Source organism: Halomonas sp. GD1P12 (assembly GCF_025725645.1).
Classification (GTDB): domain Bacteria; phylum Pseudomonadota; class Gammaproteobacteria; order Pseudomonadales; family Halomonadaceae; genus Vreelandella.
Genome location: NZ_CP107007.1, coordinates 866,369 through 889,597, shown reverse-complemented (window position 1 = coordinate 889,597; position 23,229 = coordinate 866,369). Strand labels below are relative to the sequence as shown.

The following is a 23,229-nucleotide window of genomic DNA, read 5'->3' as shown; positions in this document are numbered from 1 at the left end:
GAGCGCCTCAGGCCATTTGTGTCGCAGGTGCTTGTTCAAAACGCGCACGGCCCCGCTCCTCTTCCAGTAGTGATTTGAGTTCCGGCAAGCAGCTTCCGCACTGCGTGCCGCAGGCAAGCCGCGCGCCCAGCGCCTCGACGCTGTCATCGCCGGATCGTATCGCCTTTTTGATCACGCGCTCGCCCACCTGATGGCAGCTACACACGACCGGGCCGGTATCCTCTGCGCCGCTGTCGCAGCCCGCCAGAACGCGGCGGCGATGTTCAAACGTAAGCGAATGGTCGTTGAACCGCGCCGACAGCCACTCGGTGCCGGGAAGCTCCCGGGGCGGGCCCACCATGAGCCACCAGGCCAGGCGGCCATTATACACACCTGCACCACGAAACCTGTTCGCCGCCGCGTCTTCGCTGAAAAGCGTGGCGGGCGTGTCCAGCCACGCCTCTATTTGGGCGGGCCAGTCGTGAACCGGGGTGGTGCTCGCCAGCTGAAAACGCACGCAGCCGGCCATGGGGATACGCGCCCAGTAATCGAGCGCTTGCCAGGGCATCTCTTCCGGCAAGGCGTCATCGCGCAGGATCAGTGTCGCCTGCCAAGCCGGTTCGAGCGAGACAACGTTGACCGCGCCGTGCTTGGTTTCCGGCTGGCCGGAGACCGGATCGGTGCGTCCGACCAGCAGCGCCCCGCTGCGCCCGGCGCCGGTGAACTGATCACTCCAGTGCATGGGCACGAACACCTCGCCCGGGCGCTGGGCGCTTGAAATCCGCACGCGCCCGCGATACTCACCCTCTTTCGCGTTGATAATCGCCAGCGCCTGATCACTAAGCCCTGCCCGCTCGGCATCCGCCGGGTGTAGCTCGATGAACGGCTCGGCGCGGTGATTCATCAGCCGGGGCGCGCGGGCGGTGCGGGTCATGGTATGCCACTGATCACGAATGCGCCCGGTATTGAGGCGCAGCGGATAGCGCGGGCAGAGCGTCTGCTGCGGCGGCGTCGGCGTAATGGGTATGAATCTCGCGCGCCCGTTTGGCGTGGCGAAAACGCCCTGTTCGAAAAGCCGCGCCGTGCCGCGGGGCGCGCTTGCCGTGACCGGCCACTGAATCGGCGACAGCGCATCATAAGCGGCCCGGTCGCGCCCGGCCAACGCCGAGATATCGAAAAGCCGCCGGGTGGCGCCTTCGTTTTCAAAGCCCGAGAGCCTGGCGTGCTCGTCGAAGATCTCCCAAGGGTGGGCGTAGGAAAACGCCTCACCAAAGCCCAGTCGCCCGGCCACGTCGCAGAGGATCTGCCAGTCGTGGCGCGCCTGACCCGGCGGGGGGAGCATGCCGCGCTGGCGCGAAAGCCGCCGCTCTGAGTTGGTCACGATACCGTCCTTTTCCGACCAGCCGCTCGCCGGCAACACGATGTCCGCAAACGCCAGCATATCGGTGTTCGCCACACACTCGGAGACGATCACCAGCGGGCACTTTTCAAGCGCCCGGCGCACCCGCACGGCGTCCGGCAGGCTCACCGCCGGATTGGTCGCCATTACCCACAGCACGGTGATTTCGCCGCGCTCGATCGCCTCGAACAGCTCGATCGCTTTATAACCGGGGCCTTCGGGAAGCTGGGGTGTGAGCGACTCGGTCGCCCAGAACCGGGTCACGCAGTCGCGCGCGCCTGGCGTGTGATAATCCATATGGGCGGCGAGCTGATTGGCGAGCCCGCCTACCTCGCGCCCGCCCATGGCGTTGGGCTGGCCGGTGATCGAAAAAGGCCCGGCACCGGGCAGGCCGAGCTTGCCGCCGGCCAGGTGGGCGTTGATGATCGCGTTGCACTTGTCGGTGCCGCTGGTGGACTGATTCACCCCCTGGGAGTACAGCGTCACCACGTGCAGATGGCGGGCGAACCAGTAGTAGAACGTTTCGAGGCGCTCGGCATCGATATCGCAGGCTGCGGCTACTTCCGCCACGCTGGGGGCGCTCTTTTGCGCCGCTTTGAGCGCCTCCTCGAAGCCGTCGGTATGGCGCTCTAGATAGATACGATCGATATGGCCGCGCTCGACCATGAAGGCGAGCAGGCCGTTGAACAGCGTGGCGTCGCTGCCGGGTTTGAGCCCGAGGTAGAGATCGGCGATATCGCAGGTATCGGTCACCCGCGGGTCGATCACCACCACGCGCATCAGCGGGTTGCGCTCTTTGGCGAGCTTCACTCGCTGGTAGAGCACCGGGTGGTTCCAGGCCAGATTCGAGCCGACCAGCACTAAAAGCTCCGCCTCTTCCAGGTCTTCATAATTGCACGGCACCGCGTCGGCGCCGAAGGCACGCTTGTAGCCCGCCACCGCCGAGGCCATGCAGAGCCGCGAGTTGGTATCCAGATGCGGCGTACCGAGAAAGCCCTTGAAGAGTTTATTGGCCACATAATAATCCTCGGTCAACAGCTGACCGGAGAGATAGGCCGCCACGGTGTCACGCCCGTGGGCCGCCTGCAGCGCGGTGAGCCGCTCGACCAGCGCCGAAAGCGCCTGGTCCCAGCTGGCGGGAACGCCGTCGAGGCGCGGCTGCAAAAGCCGCCCCTGCTCGCCCAGGGTGTCAGCCAGGGCGCTGCCCTTGACGCAGAGCCGCCCGTAGTTGGCCGGATGCGTTGCGTCGCCCTTGACGGAGCAGACGCGCCCGCTCTCCACGGTCGCGCTGACGCCGCACCCGACGCCGCAGTAGGGGCAGGTGGTGGATACGGTGTACGAACTGCCTGGCGCTTTGTGCATCGAATCTCCCGCGTTTTATTTGGCCCAAACGCAAAAAGCGCCCAGGAAGCCTCGTTGGAAGCTTGCCTGGACGCCGTTGTCTCAGGGACACCGAGCAGGTGCCGTCGTTAACGATGTTCTTTCGGCGCTTGGAATTGTTGGTCGCCGCTCTTTGTTGTTGTCGGGCCGCGCTTGTTATTGGAGTGCGCTAAATCGCCCGTAACATTTGTATGTTTGTTTCCCCATCTTCTCTGCAAACCATGGGCCGTCTCGCTGAAAAAGGAAAATAACGCTTTTAAAACAATTACATTATAAATCGATGAAAAAATGTTTTTGAGCGTCCGACTTATCCTGGACGCAGGCATGGAGCCATTGACGTGCAGCCTGAACGCCCCGCGCACCACAAGAGCGCACCAGGCGTTGAGCGATCACCGGTCACGGATACTCAAAAAACACTCAAGCCACTGAAAAACGGCTTGAAAAAGCGCTATTGGTGCGCCTGGCGAGTTTCTTGCCTTGAGTATGGGAGCGCGCCGCCAACGAAGGCATGTCGCGCCTGATTCGCCATTTGGGCAACGACGCCCCTAACTCCCGCTTTCACCGGCGGCGTTAGGGGCGTTTTTCGTTTTTGGCGCCCGCGCCGGCGTCGCCCCGAACAAGGAGGCCCCATGCGCTCTTTTACATATCCAGACGCTTGCCGTGATGAAAAGCGGCTCGACCGCGAATCGCTTCATCTGGTCATCGTGGGTAACGGCATGGCCTGTCACCGCCTGCTTGAAGCCCTGGTCAAGGCGCCCGGCCGGCCGGCACGCATCACCGTGATCGGCGAAGAGCCGGTGCCCGCCTATAACCGCATTCTGCTCTCGCCGCTTTTGAGCGGTGAAACGAGCCGCGATGGAATCACGCTTCGTGACGCGCGGTGGTATGCGGATAACGCCATTACGCTTCGCCTGAATGAGCGGGTGCTGGCCATCGACACCGCCGCGCGCCACATCGATACCGACCGGGGCCGGCTCGCCTTCGACACGCTGGTGCTTGCCACCGGATCACGGCCGACGCTGCCCGACATTCCCGGCATCGAGCTTGACGGCGTTCACACCTTTCGCAACCTGAGTGATGCCGGCGCGCTCGACGCCATCGCTCGGCGCGGCGGTAAAAGCGTCGTCATCGGCGGTGGCCTGTTAGGGCTGGAAGCCGCGGAAGGACTGCGCAAACGTGGCGGCGACGCCCTGAAGGTCAGCGTGCTGCACCGCAGCACCTGGCTGATGAACCGCCAGCTCGACGCCGAGGCCGGCGGGCTTTTACACGCCGTGCTGGCGCGTCGCGGGCTCGACGTTCACACCGGCGCCTCGATCGTCGCGATCGAAAGCGACGGCCAGGGCCGCGTGGCCGGCGTCACGCTCGAAGATGGCCGCACGCTCGAGGCCACTAGCGTCATCGTCGCCGCCGGCGTGACGCCCAACAGGGAGCTTGGCCTGCGCGCCGGGCTCGACTGCGAGCGCGCGATTTTGGTGGATCACCACCTTTGCACCTCGCACCCGGCGATTTTTGCGCTCGGCGAGTGCTGCCAGTTCCAGTCGCATACGTTTGGTCTGGTCGAGCCGATCTGGCGCCAGGTCGAGACACTCGCCCAGGTGCTCAGTGGCGCCCCCATCACGCCCTACCTTGAGGCGCCCACCGCTACCCGACTCAAGATCAGCGGCATCGACCTTTACGCCTTCGGCCCCGTCGAGCCAAGTGATGCCCACGACACGCTTTACTACTGCGACCCCGAGGCCAACGAGTACCGCCGCCTGCTGCTCAAAAACGGGCGCATCGAAGGCGCGGTGCTGTTTGGCGATACCGCTCAGGGCCCGTGGTATTTCGACCAGGCCCTCAAAGCAGCGGATCTCAGCACAGCGCGCCCGGCACTGGTGTTCGGTCAGGCGGACGTCGAAACGCTTTTAGCGGCGGATATCGCCCACCCCTCCCCCACCCAAGAGGCGGCTTAACCATGACAACCAAACAGAACCTGCTGATCATCGGTAACGGCATGGTCGGCCATCACCTGGTCGAACGGCTGGTCGAGGCCGGCGCGTGCGAGCACCTCACCATCACCGTGTTTGGCGAGGAGCGCCACCGCGCCTATGACCGCGTACACCTCTCCGAGTACTTCACCGGCCGCGACGCCGAGTCGCTGGCGCTGTGTGACGCCGACTATTACGACGTTCAGGGTGTCACGCTCAAAAGCGGTGAAAAGGTGCTCGAAATCGACCGCGAGGCGAAGCACGTGATCACCCCTCAGGGGCGCTACGCCTACGATCATCTGGTGCTTGCCACCGGCTCCTACCCGTTCGTGCCGCCGATCGAGGGGCGCGATGAGCTGGGATGCCTGGTCTATCGCACGCTGGAGGATCTCGACGCCATCCGCGCCGCCGCCGAGCACGCCACCAACGGCGTGGTCGTCGGCGGCGGGCTTCTGGGCCTCGAGGCCGCCAACGCGCTGCGCGGGTTGAACCTCGACACCGCCGTGGTGGAGTTCGCCCCACGCCTGATGCCGATGCAGGTGGACACCGATGGCGGCGCGCTGTTGAAGGAAAAGATCGAATCGCTGGGCGTACAGGTGCTGACCGAGCGCGCCACCCAGCGCATCGAAAAAGGCGAGCAGAGCCGGCTGCGCCTGGTGTTTCAGGACGACAAGATACTCGAGACCGACCTGATCGTGTTTTCTGCCGGCATACGCCCCCAGGACGAGCTGGCGCGCGCCTGCGGGCTCACGCTTGGCGAGCGTGGCGGCGTGGTGATCGACGATCACTGCCGCACCAGCGACCCGGCCATTTTCGCCGTCGGCGAAGTGGCGCTCTGGAATCAGAGTATCTTTGGGCTGGTGGCGCCGGGCTATCAGATGGCCAAGGTGGCCGCCACCACGCTCACCGGCGGCGAGGCCCGCTTTGGCGGCGCCGACATGAGCACCAAACTGAAGCTTATGGGCGTGGACGTCGGCGCCATTGGCGACGCCCACGGCGATCGCACCCCCGGCGCTCGCATGTTCCGCTATCTGGACCCGCTGACGCAGGTGTATCGCAAACTGGTGGTCTCGAGCGACGGCAAAAAGCTTCTGGGCGCCATGCTGGTGGGCGACAACGCCGCCTACGATACCCTGCTTCAGTACTACGCCAACGCCCTCGAGCTTCCCAAGGAGCCCGCTTCGCTGATTCTGCCGCAAGGCGGCGTGGCCCCCACGCTTGGCCCGGACGCGCTGCCGGCCACCGCCATGATCTGCTCGTGCCATAACGTTACCAAGGCCAGTATCTGCAGCGCCATTGATGCGGGCGCCAGCGACGTGGGCGCAGTAAAAAACGATACCCGCGCCAGCACTGGCTGCGGCGGCTGCGCCTCGCTTTTGAAAAGCGTGGTGGATCATGAGCTGACCGCCCGCGGCGTCGAGGTGGACACGTCACTGTGCGAGCACTTCGCCCATACCCGCCAGGCGCTTTACGACATCGTGCGCGTGGAGGGCATCAAGACCTTCAGCGAGCTGATGAAAAGGCACGGCAATCCGCACACCCAGGGTCTTGGCTGCGAGATCTGCAAGCCTGCCGTCGGCTCCATTCTTGCCTCCTGCTTCAACGAGCCGATTACCGACGCCGCGCATATTCCGCTGCAGGATACCAACGACACCTTCATGGCCAATATGCAGAAAAACGGTACCTATTCGGTGGTACCGCGCATTGCCGGGGGTGAAATCACGCCAGAGAAGCTCGTGGTGCTGGGGCAGGTAGCGCAGAAGTACGGCCTGTACACCAAGATCACCGGCGGCCAGCGGATCGATCTGTTCGGCGCCCGGCTCGAGGATCTGCCGGATATCTGGGCAGAGTTGATTGACGCCGGCTTCGAAACCGGCCACGCCTACGGCAAGTCGCTGCGCACGGTGAAGTCCTGCGTGGGCAGTACCTGGTGCCGCTACGGCGTGCAGGACAGCGTGGGCATGGCGATCCGACTCGAGAACCGCTACAAGGGGCTGCGCGCGCCGCACAAGATCAAGTTCGGCGTTTCCGGCTGCACGCGCGAATGCGCCGAAGCGCAGAGCAAGGATATCGGCATCATCGCCACGGAAAACGGCTGGAACCTCTACGTGTGCGGCAACGGCGGCATGCGCCCGCGCCACGCCGAGCTCTTCGCCACGGACCTTGACGACGAAGGCCTCTACCGCACCATCGACCGTTTTCTGATGTTCTACGTGCGTACCGCCGACCGGCTACAGCGCACCTCGGTCTGGCGGGAAAACCTCGAAGGCGGGCTGGAGTATCTGAAAGAAGTGATTCTCGACGACAGCCTGGGCATGGGCGAGGAACTCGAGCGCCAGATGCAAACCGTGGTGGATAACTATCAGTGCGAGTGGGCGGGCGCCATCAGTGACCCGGACAAGCTCAAGCGCTTTCGAAGCTTCGTCAACGACACCCGCCCGGACCCGTCCATCATCATGACCTCCGAGCGCGGTCAACTGCGCCCGGCCTGATCATCGACCGATTGTCTTTCAAGGAGACCGTTATGACCCCAGCCGCTCTCACGCTCAATGATGTATCCGCGACCGCCTGGCAGCCCCTTTGCCAACGAGCCGATCTGGTGGCGTTTTCCGGCGTGGTCGCCTGGATTGATGCGCCCCAGGGCGAGCCCTGTCAAATCGCGCTTTTCTACCTGCCGGGCCAAATGCCGGAGCTCTACGCGCTGGATCATTTTGACCCCTTCTCCAACGCGTTCGTGATCGGCCGGGGGATCGTGGGCGATATCGACGCTGAGCCGGTGATCGCCTCGCCGCTTTACAAGCAGCACTTTCGCCTGAGCGACGGCCAGTGTCTCGAGGACGAAAGCGTGAAGCTTCGCACCTGGCCGGTTCGCCTGGAAAACGATTGCGTGCTGATAAAGCCTTGAGCGCCACTCACCCACGAAAACGCCGCCTCAAAGAGGCGGCGTTTTTCATAGCGGTTGGCGTGGCCGAACGATCATCCGGCGCTGTCAGGCTTACTCGTCGCTGTCCAGAAACGCGATCAGCGCCTCGTTGAACGCCTTTGCATGGGTAACGTTCAGCCCGTGGGGCCCGCCTTCGATCACTTCGAGTTTTGAGTGCGGCAGCGTTTCGCCGGCGCGCTTGCCGCTGACCTCGAACGGTACGATGCCATCGGCATCGCCGTGGATGATCAGTGTGGGCAGCTTCATCTTTGGCAAGTCCTCGCGAAAGTCGGTGTAGCTGAAAGCCTTGACGCAATCAAACGTCGCTTTCGGCGAGGCAAACGCCGCGATGTCGCGGTGATACTGACGATTCGGTTCGCTGACCAGGTCGCTTTTGTCGCCGGCGGTGAAAAAGTTTTTGGTGAAGTCTTCCAAAAACGCCAGTCGGTCACCGCGAACGCCGTCGAGAAACTCGTTGATGGTCGCGTCATCGAGGCCGCCTTCCGGGTTATCATCGGTCTTGTACAGGTACGGCGGCACGGCGGCGGCCAGCACCGCTTTGCTGACGCGCTCGGTGCCGTAGTGGGCGATGTAGCGCGCCACTTCGCCGCCGCCCATGGAGAAGCCGACCAACGTGGCGTCGTGAACGTCGAGCGCATCCAGCAGCTTCTTGAGATCCGCCGCCAGAGTGTCGTAGTCGTAGCCACCGTCGGCCTGGGTGGATTTGCCGAAACCGCGGCGGTCATAGGTGATCACCTTGTAGCCCGCCTCGACCAGCGCCGGCACCTGCGGCTCCCAGGAGCGGGAGCTGAGCGGCCAGCCGTGGATCAGGACGACGGGCTTCCCCGCCCCGTGGACTTCGTAATAGAGCTCGACCGGCGTTCCTTGTTCGGTTCCAGCGTTCAAAAGCGGCATCGAGTCACCCTCCAGATTGGTTGAACAGTCGTCTGAACACGTGGTTGAACGTGCTAACGGCTTGTCTTGAAAGGCTAGTACAACTCCCAAAAGCTTTCCAAAACGTCGCCGGGCGGGAAAATTGCTATGCTGAGGCGGAGTCGAATTGTCGCCAACGTTGCCACAGGAGAGCCAGCATCGGTGAAGACAGAAGCGAGTACTCTGGGATTTTCCGCCTTGATGGCGCTGTTGATCGGCGTGGTCGGTATTGTTGCAACGCTTGCCACCAACTCGCAGGCGATCCTGCTGGACGGGCTTTTCAACCTGATCTACTTCGTGGTGGCGCTGGTCACCATCAAGGTAAGCCGGCTGGCGAGCCAGCCGGACAGCGACGCCTATCCGTTCGGCTACAGCTATTTCGAGTCGCTGGTCAATTTGTGCAAGGGGCTCTTGATTTTTGGAGTCTCGATCTTTGCGCTGGTGGACGCCATAGCGGCGCTGTTGACCGGCGGGCGGGAGATCGCGGCGGGCATCGCCGTGCTCTACGCCGTCTTTGCCACACTCGTCTGCTCGCTGACCGCCTGGGTGATGCATAAAAGCGAGCGCCATGTCGCAAGCCCGCTGGTCGCTGCGGACAAACTCAACTGGGTGGTGAACAGTATCATCTCCGCGGCGGTGCTCTCGGCCTTTTGTCTGGTGATGCTGTTTCAGTACCTGGAATTCGAGCGCGTTCTGCCCTACGTCGATTCGATTCTGGTCATCGCCGTGGTGCTGCTTTGCCTGGGCGTGCCGGTGCGCATGGCGGGCCAGTCACTCGGTGAGCTGGTCAACAAGGCCCCTACGGAGGAGGTCGCGGCGCCGGTTCGCGCGGCCGTGGCCCAAGGGCTCGAAGGCGTCGAGGCGCTGGAGGTGCGCGTGCGCATCGTGCGCCCGGGGCGGCTCTTGTACGTGATGGTCCACGTGGTGCTGCCCAGGGAAGAGGATTCGATGTCGCTCACCACCCAGGACCAGCTACGCGACCGGGTCGATGAGCAGGTGCGCCGCCACTATTCGCCCGCGGTGTGCGACGTCGTCTTTACCGTCGATACCCGCTGGGCCGCGCCCACCAGCGGGCTGTTGGTTCGCCAAATTCATTAGGCGAAATTGCCCCAACGCTAATGCAGCCGACGCTTGAGCGTATCCGAAGGGCGCTCGTTGAAGAGGCTTTTATAGTCGGTGGCAAACTGGCTGAAGTGGGAAAAGCCGTGGTTGGCGGCGACATCCGAAATGGTGGCGCCGCTTTGAGACAGCAGCTCGCGACGCACGTCGTTGAGGCGCGTGGCGCGTAGAAACTGAACCGGGCTGATGCCTAGAATGCTCTCGAAGCTGTACTGTAGCGTGCGCCGGCTCACACAGGCGACGCTGCAAAGCGTACCAATACTCACCGGCGCCTGCTCCACGCTTTTAAGATACGCCTGCACGCGGTCGACCACCGCGCGCCGCCGGGCGTAGCTGGGCGCGGCGCGGATATCCAGTTGCGCGTGCCCCAACAACGTGAGCACGCCGTGAAGCAGCGTTTCTTGCTCCGGCAGGCTGCCAGAGGCTGCGCTGTCCTCGCGCAAAATGCGCGTGACCTGGTCGGTGAACCAGCGGATATCGCGATCATCGATCGCAAGGCGCGGCGTCGAGGCCCGGTTCAAGTGCGCCAGATCCACCCCTTCGCGCTCGGCAAGCGTGGCAAGCGCCTCGAGCGGCACCACCATGCTCATGAGATCACAATCATCCGGCGTCATCAGCTCGACCGCGCGGCTGCCCATGCGCCATATGACCTCGTTACGCTCGACGCACTGCCCATCGGCGCGCACGCCTTCGTGACGCACCGGCAGCGCAATCCACAGCGAATCGTGCCAGGGCGCGCAGTGCTGGTGAAGCGCCAGGCGGGTATATTCGTTGATGACCTGCACGCCGTCGAAGCAGCACTCGTCCACCCGCCCGGTAAAATGGCCGGCGCTACACTGGTTGTACTCCTGCTCCCAGCGCGTCAGGTTGAGCGCCTGCTCGTTGACCTCAAGGCTGACGATGCTGCGCCGCTTGGGTGCAGACGCAGGGATAGCTGGCCCATTATGGGGCACCGGGGCGAAGCCGGTGGGTTGGCTCCCAAATGCCCGCGCCCCCAAGGTACTTACCTCGGGGCGATTGGCGGGATTGCGCGCGGTGGCGCTATTGGTTGCTGCTCTGGTTATCATTACGCTGTCCGGACTACTTTTGCCGAATTTCGATACCGCTCTCGGATGAGGCTCTCTACTCTCGAATAACAAGCAAGATTCATTCCTTTTACATCGCTTGTAGGCGAGACGATGCAAAGGGCACTAATAAAAGGGCAAAGGCGGGGCCTTGGCCGCGTCGTCGGACAACGGGGAGAATATCCATGGGGAACGCAGTCGATCAGGAGTACCTGGCCAAGCGCCAGCTCAAAAAAGGCACCGCCGGCTGGATATTGCTGGCCGGGCTTGGGGTTTCCTACGTCATTTCCGGTAATTTCGCCGGATGGAACTTCGGCCTGGCCGAGGCCGGCTGGGGCGGTTTTTTGATCGCCGCCGTGCTGATGGCGATCATGTATTTCACGCTGGTGCTTTCGCTTGCCGAAATGTCGGCGGCGATTCCCGCCGCCGGCGGCGGCTACAGCTTCGCCCGCCAAATCATGGGCCCGGCCGGCGGATATCTCACGGGGCTTGCCGTGTTGATCGAGTACGCGCTCGCGCCGGCGGCCATCGTGATCTTCATTGGCTCTGCCGTCGAGGAGCTTGTGGGTATCAACGGGCCGTTGGTCTATGCACTCTTTTACGCCGTATTCATCGGGGTCCACCTGGCCGGCGTCGGCGAGGCGCTGAAGGTCATGGTGGCCATCAGTGCGCTGGCGGTCATCGCGATTCTTGCCACCGCCGTGGCGCTGGTGGGCGATTTCGATAGCGCCAATCTGTTTACCATCACCGCCACCGATGGCGAAGGCGGCTGGCTGCCCTTTGGCTGGTACGGCGTGTGGGCGGCGCTGCCGTTCGCCATGTGGCTCTTCCTGGCGGTCGAAGGCGTACCGCTGGCCGCCGAAGAGGCGCGCGAGCCTGCCCGCGACATGCCGCGCGGCATCATCGCCGCCATGGCGTTTCTGCTCTTCACCGCCGCTCTGGTCACCTTTCTGCTCGCCGGCGCGGCGGGTGCCGATGTGATCGCCGACAGCGGCGTGCCGCTGGTCGATGCGCTGAACGTGATCGGACGCCCAGGACTGGCCACCGCGATCAACGTGCTGGGCCTTGCCGGCTTGATCGCCTCGTTCTTCTCGATCATCTATGGCTACAGCCGCCTGGTGTTTGCGCTTTCACGGGCGGGATATCTGCCCAAGGCGCTGTCGCTGACCAGCAAGCGCAAGGCGCCGGTGTGGGCGCTGGTAGTGCCCGGTGCGCTCGGGTTTCTGGTCTCGCTGACCGGTGAAGGCGATCTCATTCTGGCCATGGCGGTGGTCGGCGCGACCCTCTCCTACGCGCTGATGGCGCTGAGCCATATCCTGTTGCGTCTGCGCCGCCCGGAGCTCGCCCGCCCCTACAAGACGCCCGGCGGCGTGGTGACCTCCGGTATCGCGCTGGTGCTCTCGCTCGTCGCGCTGACCGGGGTGTACGCGTTCGACCCGCGCGCGTTCAACTACACCATCGTGCTGTTTTTGTTGGGCGCGGCCTACTACTTCGCCTACGCCAGGCACCATCTGGTAGCGAAAACCGCCGACGAGGAGCTGGCGCTGATTCTCGACGCCGAGCAGGCCGCCGAGCAGCTCGACGACACCGCCGCCGCTTCGCGCGCCTGAACCAGCACTTTCGAGCGACGCGATGTATACCTCGACCCTGCTGGCCCGACTCGAAGAGCGGCTGAGCGCCTCGCTTGGCGAGTGGCAACTGCCCACCGATACCCATATCGAGCTTCTGACCACCTCGGAAAATGCGACGTTTCTGGCGCGCTGTCCGTGGACCGAGCGCCGGCACGTGCTGCGGGTTCACCGCCCGGATTACCACAGCCGGGAAGAGATCGAATCGGAGCTTGCCTGGACGGCGGCGCTGCGCGCTGATGGGCGCATCACGACACCGGCGCCGCTGCCAACCACCGGCCAGGGCCCGGTCGTCGCGTTCGACCTCGACGGGCAGCGCTTTCACGCGGTGGCTTTCGAGCACCTGCCCGGCGACGCCCCGACCATGAACGAGACGCTGCCCGACTGGTTCGAGAAGCTCGGCGCCCTCACCGCCACGCTGCACGACCACAGCCGGCGCTGGGCACCGCCGGCGGGCTTCGTGCGCAAGCGCTGGCACCTGGCGTCGATGATCGGCCCCGAGGCGCTGTGGGGCGACTGGCGCCGCACGCCGGGGCTTTCACCGGCAGACGAGCGCGCCATTGAGCAGGCGGTCGAGCAGATTCACCGCGCGATCGACACGTATGAGGCGCGCGCCGGGCGCTACGGGCTCATCCACGCCGATTTGCGCCTGGCCAACCTGCTGGTCGAGGGTCGCGAGCTTGCGGTGATCGACTTCGACGACTGCGGCTTTTGCTGGTACGCGTTCGACTTCGCCGCCGCCATCAGCTTTTTCGAGCTCGACCCGCTGATTCCAACGCTTCGCGAGGCGTGGATTCGCGGCTATCGACGCGTTGGCGACTTCGACACCGAGGACGTCGCCGCGCTCGACACGTTCATCATGATTCGCCGCATCATGCTGAGCGCCTGGCTTGCCACCCACGCCGATAGCCAAGCCGCCCAGGCACTCGAGGAGGACTTCATTGCGGGCACCGCCACGCTCGCGCGCGCCTACCTGAGCACCGCGCGCGACGCCGCTCGAGCTTGAGGAGACCAGCATGAGCGATACCCGCGGCATTCTCGACCAAAACGCGTTCCGTTTTGAGCAGCTCGACCCCAACGACACGGCGCTGGGCGCGCTGGTGCAAAAGCGCCTGACCACCGTCGGCCCGACCTCGATGCTTTTTTACGAGCAGCCCCTGCACCTGGTGCGCGGCGAAGGCGTGTGGCTCTTCGACGACCAGGGCCGGCGCTATCTCGACATGTACAACAACGTGCCTTCGATCGGCCACAGCCACCCGCACGTCACCCAGGCCGTGACCGCGCAGATGGGCACGCTCAACACCCATACCCGCTATCTGCATGATGGCATTCACCGCTACGCCGAGCGCCTGCTGGCTACCCTCCCCGATTCGCTTTCACGGCTGGTACTCACCTGCACCGGCAGCGAAAGCAACGACCTGGCGCTGCGCCTGGCGCGGCACTGGACGGGCAAGCGCGGCGTCATCGTGTCCGAGGCGGCCTATCACGGCAACACCGCGGCGGTGACCGAGGTTTCGCCCGCCTCCTACAAAAAAGGCGCCCCGCCGGACAGCGTCTACGTGATCCCCATTGCTGACATGCCCGGCACCGATGACCCCGCCGCCTGGTTCCAGGCACAGGTAAAGCGTGGGGTAGAAACGCTGAATGCCCGCGGCCACGGCTGCGCCGCGCTGCTGGTGGACTCGATCTTCTCGAGCGACGGCGTTATCGCCGACCCGCCCGGTTTCATGGCGCCCGGCGTTGCCTGGCTGCAGGCCCAGGGGGGGCTTTTGATCGCCGATGAAGTGCAGCCTGGCTTCGGGCGTACCGGGGCTGGGATGTGGGGCTTTGCTCGCCACAATGTAACGCCGGATATCGTGACGATGGGCAAACCCATGGGCAACGGCTTCCCCATGGCCGGGCTTGCGGCCGGCGAAGCGCTTCTGGCTTCGCTCAACGCCGAGGTGGGCTACTTCAATACCTTCGGCGGCTCGACGGTGGCCGTGGCCGCGGGCATGGCGGTACTCGACGTGCTGGAAAACGAGGCGCTGATCGACAATGCCAAACGCCAGGGCGACACTCTCAAGGCGGCGCTGACAGCGCTTGAGCCCCGCTTCGAGGCGATTGCTGCGGTGCGCGGCGCGGGGCTGTTCGTCGGGCTCGATATCGCCACGCCAGAAGGCGCCCCCGACGCAGCGCTGACCGCTCGGGTGATCAATGTGCTCAAGGAGAACGGCGTGCTGATCGGCGCGGCGGGCCTTTACGGACATACCCTGAAAATTCGCCCGCCGCTTTGCATCAACAATGAAGAGATCGCGCTGTTCGTCGATACGCTGACCCGCACGTTTGAGACGCTCGAGCGGTGAGGCGCATGCTCACTCGACCGCGAGCATTGAAAGACGCGTGATTCGGTAAGCGGTCAGCGCGCTGGCAATGAACTGCAGCTCCGTAAAGGCCGCCTGATAATGGCCAAAAGCACCTTTTCCTGTTCGACAGGAAGAAACCAGGCCAAACAGGGTGCCGGCCTGCGTCGTAAAAGCGGAAATATCACGTTTGGTCGCGATATTGCGCGTAGGTATCGCGGGCGCGGCCAAGGTGCTGCTGCATCGCCTTGTACGCGGCCTTGCTATCGCGGGCCAGGATGGCTTCGAGTATGCGGGTGTGCTCTTCCTGCACTCGTTCAAGATAGCGCTGGGACGAAAGCGGGTTGATTTCACTGCTGACCAGTTTGGCCCGGGGAATCACGCTTTGGCTCCACTGCTCGTAAAAGGATTGAAAGAAGGGGTTTTTCGTCGCCTGTGCGATGGCGAAGTGAAAGAGGTAATCCTCTTCGCGCGCCTGTGAGCGCGCGGCGCAGGCGTTCTCAAAAGCGCGGTGCTGTTTTTCCAGCCGCCCCTTGTCATCGTCGTCATGGCGCAGCGCGGCGTGCTCGGCGGCTGCCGGCTCGATTGCCAAACGCAGCTCCAACAAATGCAGGATATCTTCGACGGTGGTGGGATTGATACGCTCGGCGGGCAGCGCCTCGACTTTCGAGGCGCGCAGTACCGAGGTGCCGACCCCTCGGCGGGTTTCGACCAGTCCAAGCGACTTGAGATGAGTGATCGCTTCACGAATGACCGTACGGCTAACGCCAAAGGAGTCGCATAGACTGTTTTCCGTGGGGAGCTTGTCGCCAACGGCGACCTTCCCTTGAACGATCAGCGCTTCCAGCTGATCCGCCACGTTGACGGCCAGACTTCCCTTTTGGGTCACCCGTTTGACGTTAAACGCTGCTATCTCCGATGTTGGCCTGGCCATACCCGCTATCCGTTCCTTGTTGGTTATTAGCACTCTAACTTAAAAACCCCGGGCTGTGGCTACTGCGCGTCGTCAGGATGGCCAATGGACGCAAATTTGCCGCCCTGATAGCGCACCGCCGCGTCATTGCCATCAATTCCCTGATCCTTCGCCTCGGTTTCCTCGCGCCAGGGCTCGGAGCTATCCCGGGGCACCCACCCCAGAAAACCGGCGTGGGTATTGTCCCACCACTGTTCGGCGTTGTTCGAGGCGCCGTAAACGACCGTGTGCCCCAGACGTGGCGTCGTGAATGCGCGCTTGAGCAGGCTGACGAAATCCTCGAGGCTAAGCCAGGTCGCCATCATGCGGGTATCCGCCGGCTTTTCGAAACAGGAACCAATACGAACGCTCAAGGTTTCGACGCCGAACTTGTCGTAGTAAAGGCTTGCCAGGTTTTCGCCAAAGCACTTGGATACGCCGTAAAGCGAGTCGGGCCGTTGGGGCACCTGATTATCGATTCGCTGATGGCGCTCATAAAAGCCGATCGTGTGGTTGGAGCTGGCAAACACGATACGCGGTTTGCCGTTGAGACGCGCCGCCTCAAAAAGACTATAGGTCCCGGCGATATTGATGTTCAGGATATCCTGCCACGGGCTCTCTACCGACATACCGCCAAGATGGATAATGCCATCGCAGTCGCGCACCAGCTCCGTGACAGCTTGCGGGTCGCTTAGATCGGCCTGAACGAGCTCCTCATGGGGTTCGGCATTATCGAGCGGGGTAATATCGGAAAGGCGAACGTGGCTTGCAAGCGTTTTCAGATGTGGGCGCAGACTTTTACCCAAGCCCCCAGCGGCTCCCGTGACCAGTAAACGATTCAACATGCTGACTCCTCGTAAAAATGGATGTGACGTCAAAGGCGATACACGCGCTGTCAGGCGTTGCCGGGAAGCGCCATGATGCGCACACCACGGGCCCCCGGCGCATTGGCGTTATCTAAAAAGACCGGGAAGCGTCAGCGACACTGCCGGAATATAGGTGACCAACATCAGCGCCACGAACAGCGCCAGAAAGAACGGCCAGATGGTGCGTACGGCGTGCTCGATCTTGATCTTGCCAATGACGCAGCCGACGAACAGGCACGATCCGACTGGTGGCGTACACAGACCAAGCCCAAGGTTCATCATCATGATGATACCAAACTGAATCGGGTCCATGCCGAACTGCATGGCCACGGGCAAAAAGATCGGCGTACAGATCAGGATAAGCGCCGCCATATCCATGATCATGCCCAGAATCAGGAGGATGATGTTGAGCATCAAAAAGATGACCAGCGGCCTGTCCGAAATGGAGACCAGCCCCGTGGTCAGCATTTCGGGCACGTTGTAAAGCGCCAGCAGATACGAGAAAGCAGATGCACACCCCACCAGAATCATGACCAGTGACGTGGTCTTGACCGACTGAATGACGGCCGCCCTGAAGGAGGACCACGTTAGCTCACGATAGACCAGTGCCGTCACGACAATGGCGTAGATCGCTCCAAAAGCGCCGGACTCGGTCACGGTCAGAATACCCGATAGCACGCCGCCCACAATGATCACTGCGGTCATCAGTCCTGGAAGCGATGCCACCAGACTCAGAAACAGCGCCTGCCAACCCGGAAAAGCCTCACCTCGATAGCCACGCTTCACCGCGACGATATACGCCGCGACGGCCAGGCTCAAACACATCAGAATACCCGGTACGATCCCGGCGATGAACAGCTGTGTCACCGAGATACCGCCACCGGCGGCCACGGCATAAAGGATCATGTTGTGACTGGGAGGAATCACCACCCCGGCAACCGACGAGGTGACGGTCACGTTAACCGCATAATCGGCGTCGTAGCCTTTCTCCTTCATGACCGGAATGAGCAGCGAGCCCAGCGCTGACGTGTCGGCTACCGCCGACCCGGAGATACCGCCAAACAGCATCGAGGAGCTGATATTCACCATCCCGAGGCCACCGCGCATCCGCCCCACCATGGCCGAGGCCAGCCGCACCAGCCGCGTCGATATCCCACCGTGGAGCATCAACTCGCCGGCGAATATGAAAAACGGGATCGCCAGCAGCGAAAAAACCGAGATACCGGACAGAATGCGCTGAAAGGCCACGAACAGCGGTAACCCTTCATAGAGAAAGGTCGCCACCGCCGCCAGGCCTACAGCGAAAGCAACCGGCGCCCCGGCGATCAGGCCCAGAAAGAAAAGTCCAAACAGTATCAGAAGCCCCATGGCTCAGGTCCTCTCAGTAGAGCGAGACATCAATCGTTTGCCGATATCGGCGGCGGCGAATAAGGCAATCAGCACGCCGCAGATCACCAGGGGGGCGGCGCGATAACTTTCCGGCAGTCCTATCATGGGAATGGCACGCTGCGTGTTGGTCATGACCAACTGCCACCCTTGAACCGTCATGAACGCACCAAACGTCAGTACGAACAGATCAGAGATGTGGTGCATCAGCCCACGCAAAAGCGGCGGAAAACTCTCACGGATAAAATCGATATTAAGATGGCTGCGATACCGTACCCCGGCGGCAGCCCCCAGGCAGGTGATGTAGACCACCAGCACCAGGGACGTCTGCTCGACCCAGGTCGGAGTATCGTTGAGCACGTAGCGCCCGAACACGAGCCAGCCGAAAATGAAGATCAAAACGACCAGCATGAGGCCGGCCACGCCGACGCAGAGACCGGCCACTCCATCCAGCGTGCGATCGAGTGAGCCTTTTGAGCCCCGGACCTTCTGATCGCTCGGCGTTTCAGTTTCTATACTCACGGCACCGTCCCTTTTATCTCCCGGCGGCGCCTGGCCGCCGGAAAACGATTCAACGAAAGATTACTGAGCGGCGCGAATCTCTTCGATCAGCTCGCCGGTGCCGGGGTTGTTGGCGATGAACTCTTCGTACATCGGCTCCATCAGCGTCTGGAAGGCCTGTTTGTCGTCGACTTCATTGATCTCGACGCCGGCATCCAGAACGATCTGACGGCTCTCTTCAGAGCTTTCGACCCACAGCTCACGCTGCATCTCGGAGGCTTTCATGCCTTCGTCGCGAACGATCTCCTGGTCTTCCTCGGAGAGCGCGTCCCAGCTCGCCTTGGCCACGCACAGACACTCGGGAATGATCAGGTGCTCGGTGAGCGAGAAGTAGCCGGCGGCTTCGTAGTGGTTGCTGGATTCAAACGACGGGTAGTTGTTCTCGGCGCCGTCCAGAACGCCGGTGGTCAGACTCTGATACACCTCGCCGTAGGCCATCGGGGTCGCGTTGCCGCCGAGCGCTTCCATCATCTGCACGTAGAGGTCATTGTTCATGACCCGAACCTTCAGGCCGCGAACGTCTTCCGGCGTACGGATGGGACGCTGGGTGTTATAGATGCTGCGAGCGCCGGAGTCGAACCAGGAGAGTACGACCAGGCCCTTGTCCTCGAGCGCATCCGCGAAGCGCTCACCGATTTCGCCATCCATGACTGTGTGCATGTGATCGACGTCGGTAAATAGAAACGGCAGCGAGAAGACGTTGGTTTCGGGCACGATCGGCCCCATCGGGCCCATGTTGAAGTTGGCGAAATCGAGCGCGCCGTTGCGGGTTTGCTCGATAGCGTCGGACTGATCGCCCAGTACGCCGTTGTTGTAAACACGCGGTGATACGCGCCCTTCCGTGCGCTCGTCGACGGCCTCGGCGAACGCTTCAAGCGCCACGGTGTTGGGGTAGCCATCCGGGTGAATATTCCAGCCGCGCCAGTCATCGGCCTGAGCTGAAACGGCGGCGGCCAGAAGGGTCACGCTGGTAAACGCCATGACCGTTTGACGACGGATTGATGCTGTTTTCATCGCTTGAAACCTCTTTTTATGTCGTTGGTTTTACAGCTTCCATTGAGCGAGCTGACTCATCAGACGCTCGACGCAGGCAGGGGGTATATCCACTTGCCTATCGATGCAGACGGCTTGCATCGACTATCTTGCGAAATCGTGATGGCATCTGGCGTCATGCCTACAAAGCCTTTTGCGAGTATTTTTTGGGGAGGTTTGGTAAACACTGCCCCAATTTCGTTATTCTTGGAAAAAGGTTTACCAATCAAATCATTGTGAGAGGCTTTTGTAGTACATCATACAAAGAACATGAATCAAATTAGCCAACATATTTTTTCGCGGCAAGTAGAAAAAAGTCTAAATAGACTAAAGTTTCAAGGTTCTCCCCCCTACCAAAGTAGACTCCTCTGCCCCCAATCAAGAGTAAGCGCTTTTTTTAAGGTTTAATGCCAAGCCCCTGATTTGTGCTATCGCTTTTAACCAGTAAAAAGTGATCGATCAAAACCGATATTAAAAATTCGGCGAGCGTGACGAGTCGCGATCGCCGCCGATCAAAAGAGAATTTTTAAAGCGCTCCCTAACGTCGAGATATTTCATTCAACAGGATAAAGGTCGCAGCAAATCTACAAGTACTCTGCTTCGTTAAAACGTGGCCGCGTAAAACATAAACGATCGATCAGGCATAAAAGCGCCTTGATTCAATCGTCTTTTTTAAAACAGCGTCGATCTGAAAACCGGCTCGCCCGCACGCGGGTTATATATCAAAGCGAACGACCCGGTTTGGATCTCAGACACAATGTGAGTTAAAGCGTGGATTAAAACGTGAATTAAAAGAGTTGCCTACTATTACCGAAAACGATCGAGTCGCCGTAAGCGACTCGTCCAACCGGTTTAACGTCTTGCTCGACGGTGCGGATGTAGGTCAAAAGCCGGGGCCGCCCAACGCCAGGTTCTGTCTGCTACTTCGCCAGCTGACACACACGCTGCCAGGTGTCCTCGTCCAGAGAGAGCGTTACCGATGAGGCCTGGCGGCGACGGTAAGTCGCCTCGCCGGGCCAGCGTACGGAGGTGCCAGGCCTGGCCGGAGTCGCGTTACCCAGATGCGCCTTGATGCTCGCCACAATCGCCTCGCAGGTCGCTTGACCGGACATTTGAGCCGGGTCGAACACCATGAAAATCTGGCAGCTCCCTCCCCCGCTTCCTTTCTCGACTCGATCGATCGCAGGCGTTGCTCGCCCGTTGGACAGCAGCGCCGCGAGGGCATCGAGCAGAACGGCAAGCCCGGATCCTTTCCAGTAGCCAGTGGGGAGCAGTCTGCGCGTGGCAGCGATCGCGCCCGGGTCGCGACTCAGCTCGCCGCGTTCATCGAAGCCGCCGTCTACTGGCAGGAACTCGCCGGCCGAGGCCAGCGTTTGAAGCTTGCCATAGGAGAACTGGGACATTGCCATATCGAGCACCAGCGGACCTTCTGCGTGGGGCACGCCCATGACCAGCGGGTTGTTACCGATGGAGGGCGACGAGGCGCCCCAGGCCGGCATGCAGGACTCGGTATTGGTCCACATGAGGCTCGCAAAGCCCTGCTCGACGGCGTGCCAACCGTAGCTGCCGCCGCGCATCCAGTGGGTGGTGTTACGCAGCGCCACCAGCCCCATTCCGTGCTCTTTAGCCAGCGCAATGGCCCGCTCGGTGGCGTATAGCGCATTGATGACGCCGATGCCCATGTGCCCATCCAGCACCTCGATCGCGCCGAGCGCATGCACTTTCTCGGGTGATGCGTTCACGTCGACCCAGCCTTTTCCCACGTACTCGATGAACCGGGGAATACGGCCAATGCCATGGGAGTGGACGCCGTCTCGCGTGCTCTCGGCGTGAAGTCGCGCGCAGACCCGGGCATCGTCGGCCTTGAGCCCCGCCTTCAACAGCGCTTTTTCGAGCGTATCGCGCAAGGTATCGAAACTGACGTCGGCCATGACGGCTCTCCTGTATCCTGTAATCGTTATTTTGTCGTCAATCAAGGCATGGCTTCGCGCCTGTTTCCGCTCGATATGACCTAAAAAGGCCACCCGAAGGTGGCCTCGATGACATCAACGCAGCATCCAGCGAGTGCGTTGATTACTGCTCGCGCTTACCGTCTACCAGACGACGCAGCTTGAGCGGGTTGTCGTTTTTGATGGCTTCGGGCAGCAGGCCTTCCGGCAGGTCCTGATAGCAGACCGGACGCAGGAAGCGGTGGATCGCAGCGGTACCCACCGAGGTCGTGCGCGAGTCGGACGTGGCCGGGAACGGGCCGCCGTGAACCATGGCGTCACACACTTCGACGCCGGTCGGCCAGCCGTTGACCAGAATACGGCCCGCCTTGCGCTCGAGCGTGGGCAGCAGCTTGCGCGCTGCGTCCAGATCGGCATCGTCCATCTGAAGCGTTGCGGTCAGCTGGCCTTCGAGATGCTCGGCGACCTTCATCAGCTCCGCTTCATCGGCGCACTCGACCACCAGCGACGTCGAGCCAAAGACTTCGCCCTGAAGCGCTTCGCTTGAGAGGAAATCCTGAGCGCTGGTCTTGAACAGACCCGGCTGGCACTGGTTGGGGCTTTCGCCCTTCTGACCACGCGCCACTTCCTGCGCCTTGCCGCTCTCCTGCAGGCTCTGAACGCCCTGCTCGTAGGCTTCGAAAATGCCGGGCGTCAGCATGGTTTGCGCGCCGCTTTGCTCGACGGCCTCGCCTGCCGCTTTCAGGAACGCGTCAAGCGCCGGGCCCTTGAGTGCAATGACCAGACCCGGGTTGGTGCAGAACTGACCCGCGCCCATGTTGAGCGAGCCAACGAAGGCCTTGCCCATCTCCTCGCCGCGCGCCTTGAGCGCCGCCGGCAGCGGGAACACCGGGTTGATCGAGCTCATTTCCGCGTAGAAGGGAATGGGCTCCGGACGCGACTGAGCGGCCTTCCAAAGCGCGATACCGCCGCTGCGCGAACCGGTGAAGCCGGCCGCCTTGATGCGCTCGTCGCTGACCAGCGCGGTGCCGACTTCACGGCCCGAGCCGAACATCAGCGAGAACACGCCTTCCGGCAGACTGCACTTCTTGACCGCCGCCTGAATGGCGCGGCCGACCAGCTCGCCGGTTCCCGGGTGAGCGGCGTGCGCCTTGACGATCACCGGGCAGCCCGCAGCGAGTGCAGAGGCGGTGTCACCGCCGGCCACGGAGAAGGCCAGCGGGAAGTTGCTGGCGCCGAAGACCACGACCGGGCCCAGCGCGATGTGACGCTGGCGCAGGTCGCCACGCGGCATCGGCTGACGATCCGGCATGGCCGGGTCTACGCGAACGTCCAGCCACTCGCCGGCGCGAACGGTTTTAGCGAACATGCGAAGCTGGCCACAGGTACGGCCGCGCTCGCCCTGAATACGTGCCTGGGGCAGTCCGGACTCCGCCACGGCACGCTCGACGAGTGCATCGCCCAGCGCTTCGATTTCGTCGGCGATGGTTTCGAGAAAGACAGCGCGGTCTTCAAGCGACGTTTCCCGATACGCATCGAAAGCATCCCATGCAAGCTGGCAGGCTTGATCTACCTCTGCTTGCGTACCGCCAGCATAGCCAGGCTCCAGCCGCTCATTGGTAGCCGGATTGATGGCCTGAATGGGATCACGAGAGCCCTTGACGGCTTTCTGTCCGATCAGCATTTCACCTGTTAGATTCATCTTGCCTCCTGCGATGAGAGTGGTTTTTCTGGCTGTCTGACGCATCC

17 protein-coding genes are annotated in these 23,229 nt (G+C 62.2%); 7 read left to right on the top strand and 10 right to left on the bottom strand.

The features are described 5' to 3' along the window. Positions 1–7 precede the first annotated feature (7 nt). On the bottom strand, positions 8–2,740 hold the full coding sequence (locus OCT39_RS04135) for a nitrate reductase (RefSeq protein ID WP_263586432.1): 2,733 nt from the start codon (positions 2,738–2,740) through the stop codon (positions 8–10). Between the two features lie 647 nt (positions 2,741–3,387). Between OCT39_RS04135 and OCT39_RS04130 the strand changes: the two genes are divergently transcribed. From OCT39_RS04130 to nirD, 3 genes are read left to right on the top strand one after another with little or no spacing between them, the layout of a single operon-like run. Next, on the top strand, positions 3,388–4,710 hold the full coding sequence (locus tag OCT39_RS04130; protein WP_263586431.1) for an NAD(P)/FAD-dependent oxidoreductase: 1,323 nt from the start codon (positions 3,388–3,390) through the stop codon (positions 4,708–4,710). Between the two features lie 2 nt (positions 4,711–4,712). Beyond that, positions 4,713–7,217 (top strand): nitrite reductase large subunit NirB, encoded by a 2,505-nt coding sequence (nirB, locus tag OCT39_RS04125; RefSeq protein ID WP_263586430.1) that lies wholly within the window; start codon positions 4,713–4,715, stop codon positions 7,215–7,217. A gap of 32 nt (positions 7,218–7,249) precedes the next feature. Continuing rightward, positions 7,250–7,630: a nitrite reductase small subunit NirD gene (nirD, locus tag OCT39_RS04120; RefSeq protein WP_263586429.1), complete on the top strand. Its 381-nt coding sequence runs from the start codon at positions 7,250–7,252 to the stop codon at positions 7,628–7,630. Positions 7,631–7,720: 90 nt separating this feature from the next. On the opposite strand, the gene OCT39_RS04115 is transcribed toward nirD, so the two are convergent. Then, positions 7,721–8,563 carry an alpha/beta fold hydrolase gene (locus OCT39_RS04115; RefSeq protein ID WP_263586428.1) on the bottom strand — a complete coding sequence of 281 codons (843 nt, stop codon included), beginning with the start codon at positions 8,561–8,563 and terminating at the stop codon, positions 7,721–7,723. Positions 8,564–8,743: 180 nt separating this feature from the next. Here OCT39_RS04115 and OCT39_RS04110 point away from each other — a divergent pair, with 180 nt between their 5' ends. Continuing rightward, positions 8,744–9,679: a cation diffusion facilitator family transporter gene (locus tag OCT39_RS04110; RefSeq protein ID WP_263586427.1), complete on the top strand. Its 936-nt coding sequence runs from the start codon at positions 8,744–8,746 to the stop codon at positions 9,677–9,679. Positions 9,680–9,696: 17 nt separating this feature from the next. Here OCT39_RS04110 and OCT39_RS04105 read toward each other — a convergent pair whose 3' ends face one another. Further along, the gene (locus OCT39_RS04105; RefSeq protein WP_263586426.1) at positions 9,697–10,767 is read right to left on the bottom strand and encodes a helix-turn-helix domain-containing protein; all 1,071 of its coding nucleotides are present in this window, start codon (positions 10,765–10,767) and stop codon (positions 9,697–9,699) included. 182 nt (positions 10,768–10,949) lie between these two features. Between OCT39_RS04105 and eat the strand changes: the two genes are divergently transcribed. The 3 genes from eat to OCT39_RS04090 are packed head-to-tail and all read left to right on the top strand — an operon-like array spanning position 10,950 to position 14,737. After that, a complete protein-coding gene (eat, locus tag OCT39_RS04100) occupies positions 10,950–12,374 on the top strand; it encodes an ethanolamine permease (RefSeq protein ID WP_263586425.1) in 1,425 nt (474 codons plus the stop codon). Positions 12,375–12,396: 22 nt separating this feature from the next. Beyond that, the gene (locus tag OCT39_RS04095; protein ID WP_263586424.1) at positions 12,397–13,398 is read left to right on the top strand and encodes a phosphotransferase enzyme family protein; all 1,002 of its coding nucleotides are present in this window, start codon (positions 12,397–12,399) and stop codon (positions 13,396–13,398) included. A gap of 10 nt (positions 13,399–13,408) precedes the next feature. Next, positions 13,409–14,737 carry an aspartate aminotransferase family protein gene (locus OCT39_RS04090; RefSeq protein WP_263586423.1) on the top strand — a complete coding sequence of 443 codons (1,329 nt, stop codon included), beginning with the start codon at positions 13,409–13,411 and terminating at the stop codon, positions 14,735–14,737. Between the two features lie 181 nt (positions 14,738–14,918). Here OCT39_RS04090 and OCT39_RS04085 read toward each other — a convergent pair whose 3' ends face one another. The 7 genes from OCT39_RS04085 to OCT39_RS04055 form a co-directional block, all read right to left on the bottom strand. After that, positions 14,919–15,668, bottom strand: a complete 750-nt coding sequence (locus tag OCT39_RS04085) for a FadR/GntR family transcriptional regulator (RefSeq protein WP_263586422.1) — start codon at positions 15,666–15,668, stop codon at positions 14,919–14,921. 59 nt (positions 15,669–15,727) lie between these two features. Next, complete coding sequence (locus OCT39_RS04080) at positions 15,728–16,531, bottom strand: NAD-dependent epimerase/dehydratase family protein (protein ID WP_263586421.1); 804 nt, start codon at positions 16,529–16,531, stop codon at positions 15,728–15,730. A 108-nt stretch (positions 16,532–16,639) separates the two neighbouring features. Continuing rightward, positions 16,640–17,920, bottom strand: a complete 1,281-nt coding sequence (locus OCT39_RS04075; protein WP_263586420.1) for a TRAP transporter large permease — start codon at positions 17,918–17,920, stop codon at positions 16,640–16,642. A gap of 3 nt (positions 17,921–17,923) precedes the next feature. Beyond that, positions 17,924–18,460, bottom strand: coding sequence for a TRAP transporter small permease (locus OCT39_RS04070; RefSeq protein WP_263586419.1), 537 nt, complete (start codon positions 18,458–18,460; stop codon positions 17,924–17,926). 60 nt (positions 18,461–18,520) lie between these two features. Then, a complete protein-coding gene (locus OCT39_RS04065) occupies positions 18,521–19,513 on the bottom strand; it encodes a TRAP transporter substrate-binding protein (RefSeq protein WP_263586418.1) in 993 nt (330 codons plus the stop codon). A 938-nt stretch (positions 19,514–20,451) separates the two neighbouring features. After that, positions 20,452–21,462, bottom strand: coding sequence for a 3-dehydro-L-gulonate 2-dehydrogenase (gene yiaK, locus OCT39_RS04060; RefSeq protein ID WP_263586417.1), 1,011 nt, complete (start codon positions 21,460–21,462; stop codon positions 20,452–20,454). 142 nt (positions 21,463–21,604) lie between these two features. Continuing rightward, the gene (locus tag OCT39_RS04055; protein WP_263586416.1) at positions 21,605–23,182 is read right to left on the bottom strand and encodes an aldehyde dehydrogenase (NADP(+)); all 1,578 of its coding nucleotides are present in this window, start codon (positions 23,180–23,182) and stop codon (positions 21,605–21,607) included. Between the last annotated feature and the right edge of the window lie 47 nt (positions 23,183–23,229).

Excerpts from the sequence above, each read along its gene's own strand:
- OCT39_RS04135 (WP_263586432.1), bottom strand. The coding sequence starts at position 2,740 with ATGCACAAAGCGCCAGGCAGTTCGTACACCGTATCCACCACCTGCCCC.
- OCT39_RS04130 (WP_263586431.1), top strand. The coding sequence starts at position 3,388 with ATGCGCTCTTTTACATATCCAGACGCTTGCCGTGATGAAAAGCGGCTC.
- nirB (WP_263586430.1), top strand. The coding sequence starts at position 4,713 with ATGACAACCAAACAGAACCTGCTGATCATCGGTAACGGCATGGTCGGC.
- nirD (WP_263586429.1), top strand. The coding sequence starts at position 7,250 with ATGACCCCAGCCGCTCTCACGCTCAATGATGTATCCGCGACCGCCTGG.
- OCT39_RS04115 (WP_263586428.1), bottom strand. The coding sequence starts at position 8,563 with ATGCCGCTTTTGAACGCTGGAACCGAACAAGGAACGCCGGTCGAGCTC.
- OCT39_RS04105 (WP_263586426.1), bottom strand. The coding sequence starts at position 10,767 with ATGATAACCAGAGCAGCAACCAATAGCGCCACCGCGCGCAATCCCGCC.
- eat (WP_263586425.1), top strand. The coding sequence starts at position 10,950 with ATGGGGAACGCAGTCGATCAGGAGTACCTGGCCAAGCGCCAGCTCAAA.
- OCT39_RS04095 (WP_263586424.1), top strand. The coding sequence starts at position 12,397 with ATGTATACCTCGACCCTGCTGGCCCGACTCGAAGAGCGGCTGAGCGCC.
- OCT39_RS04090 (WP_263586423.1), top strand. The coding sequence starts at position 13,409 with ATGAGCGATACCCGCGGCATTCTCGACCAAAACGCGTTCCGTTTTGAG.
- OCT39_RS04085 (WP_263586422.1), bottom strand. The coding sequence starts at position 15,668 with ATGGCCAGGCCAACATCGGAGATAGCAGCGTTTAACGTCAAACGGGTG.
- OCT39_RS04080 (WP_263586421.1), bottom strand. The coding sequence starts at position 16,531 with ATGTTGAATCGTTTACTGGTCACGGGAGCCGCTGGGGGCTTGGGTAAA.
- OCT39_RS04075 (WP_263586420.1), bottom strand. The coding sequence starts at position 17,920 with ATGGGGCTTCTGATACTGTTTGGACTTTTCTTTCTGGGCCTGATCGCC.
- OCT39_RS04065 (WP_263586418.1), bottom strand. The coding sequence starts at position 19,513 with ATGAAAACAGCATCAATCCGTCGTCAAACGGTCATGGCGTTTACCAGC.
- yiaK (WP_263586417.1), bottom strand. The coding sequence starts at position 21,462 with ATGGCCGACGTCAGTTTCGATACCTTGCGCGATACGCTCGAAAAAGCG.
- OCT39_RS04055 (WP_263586416.1), bottom strand. The coding sequence starts at position 23,182 with ATGAATCTAACAGGTGAAATGCTGATCGGACAGAAAGCCGTCAAGGGC.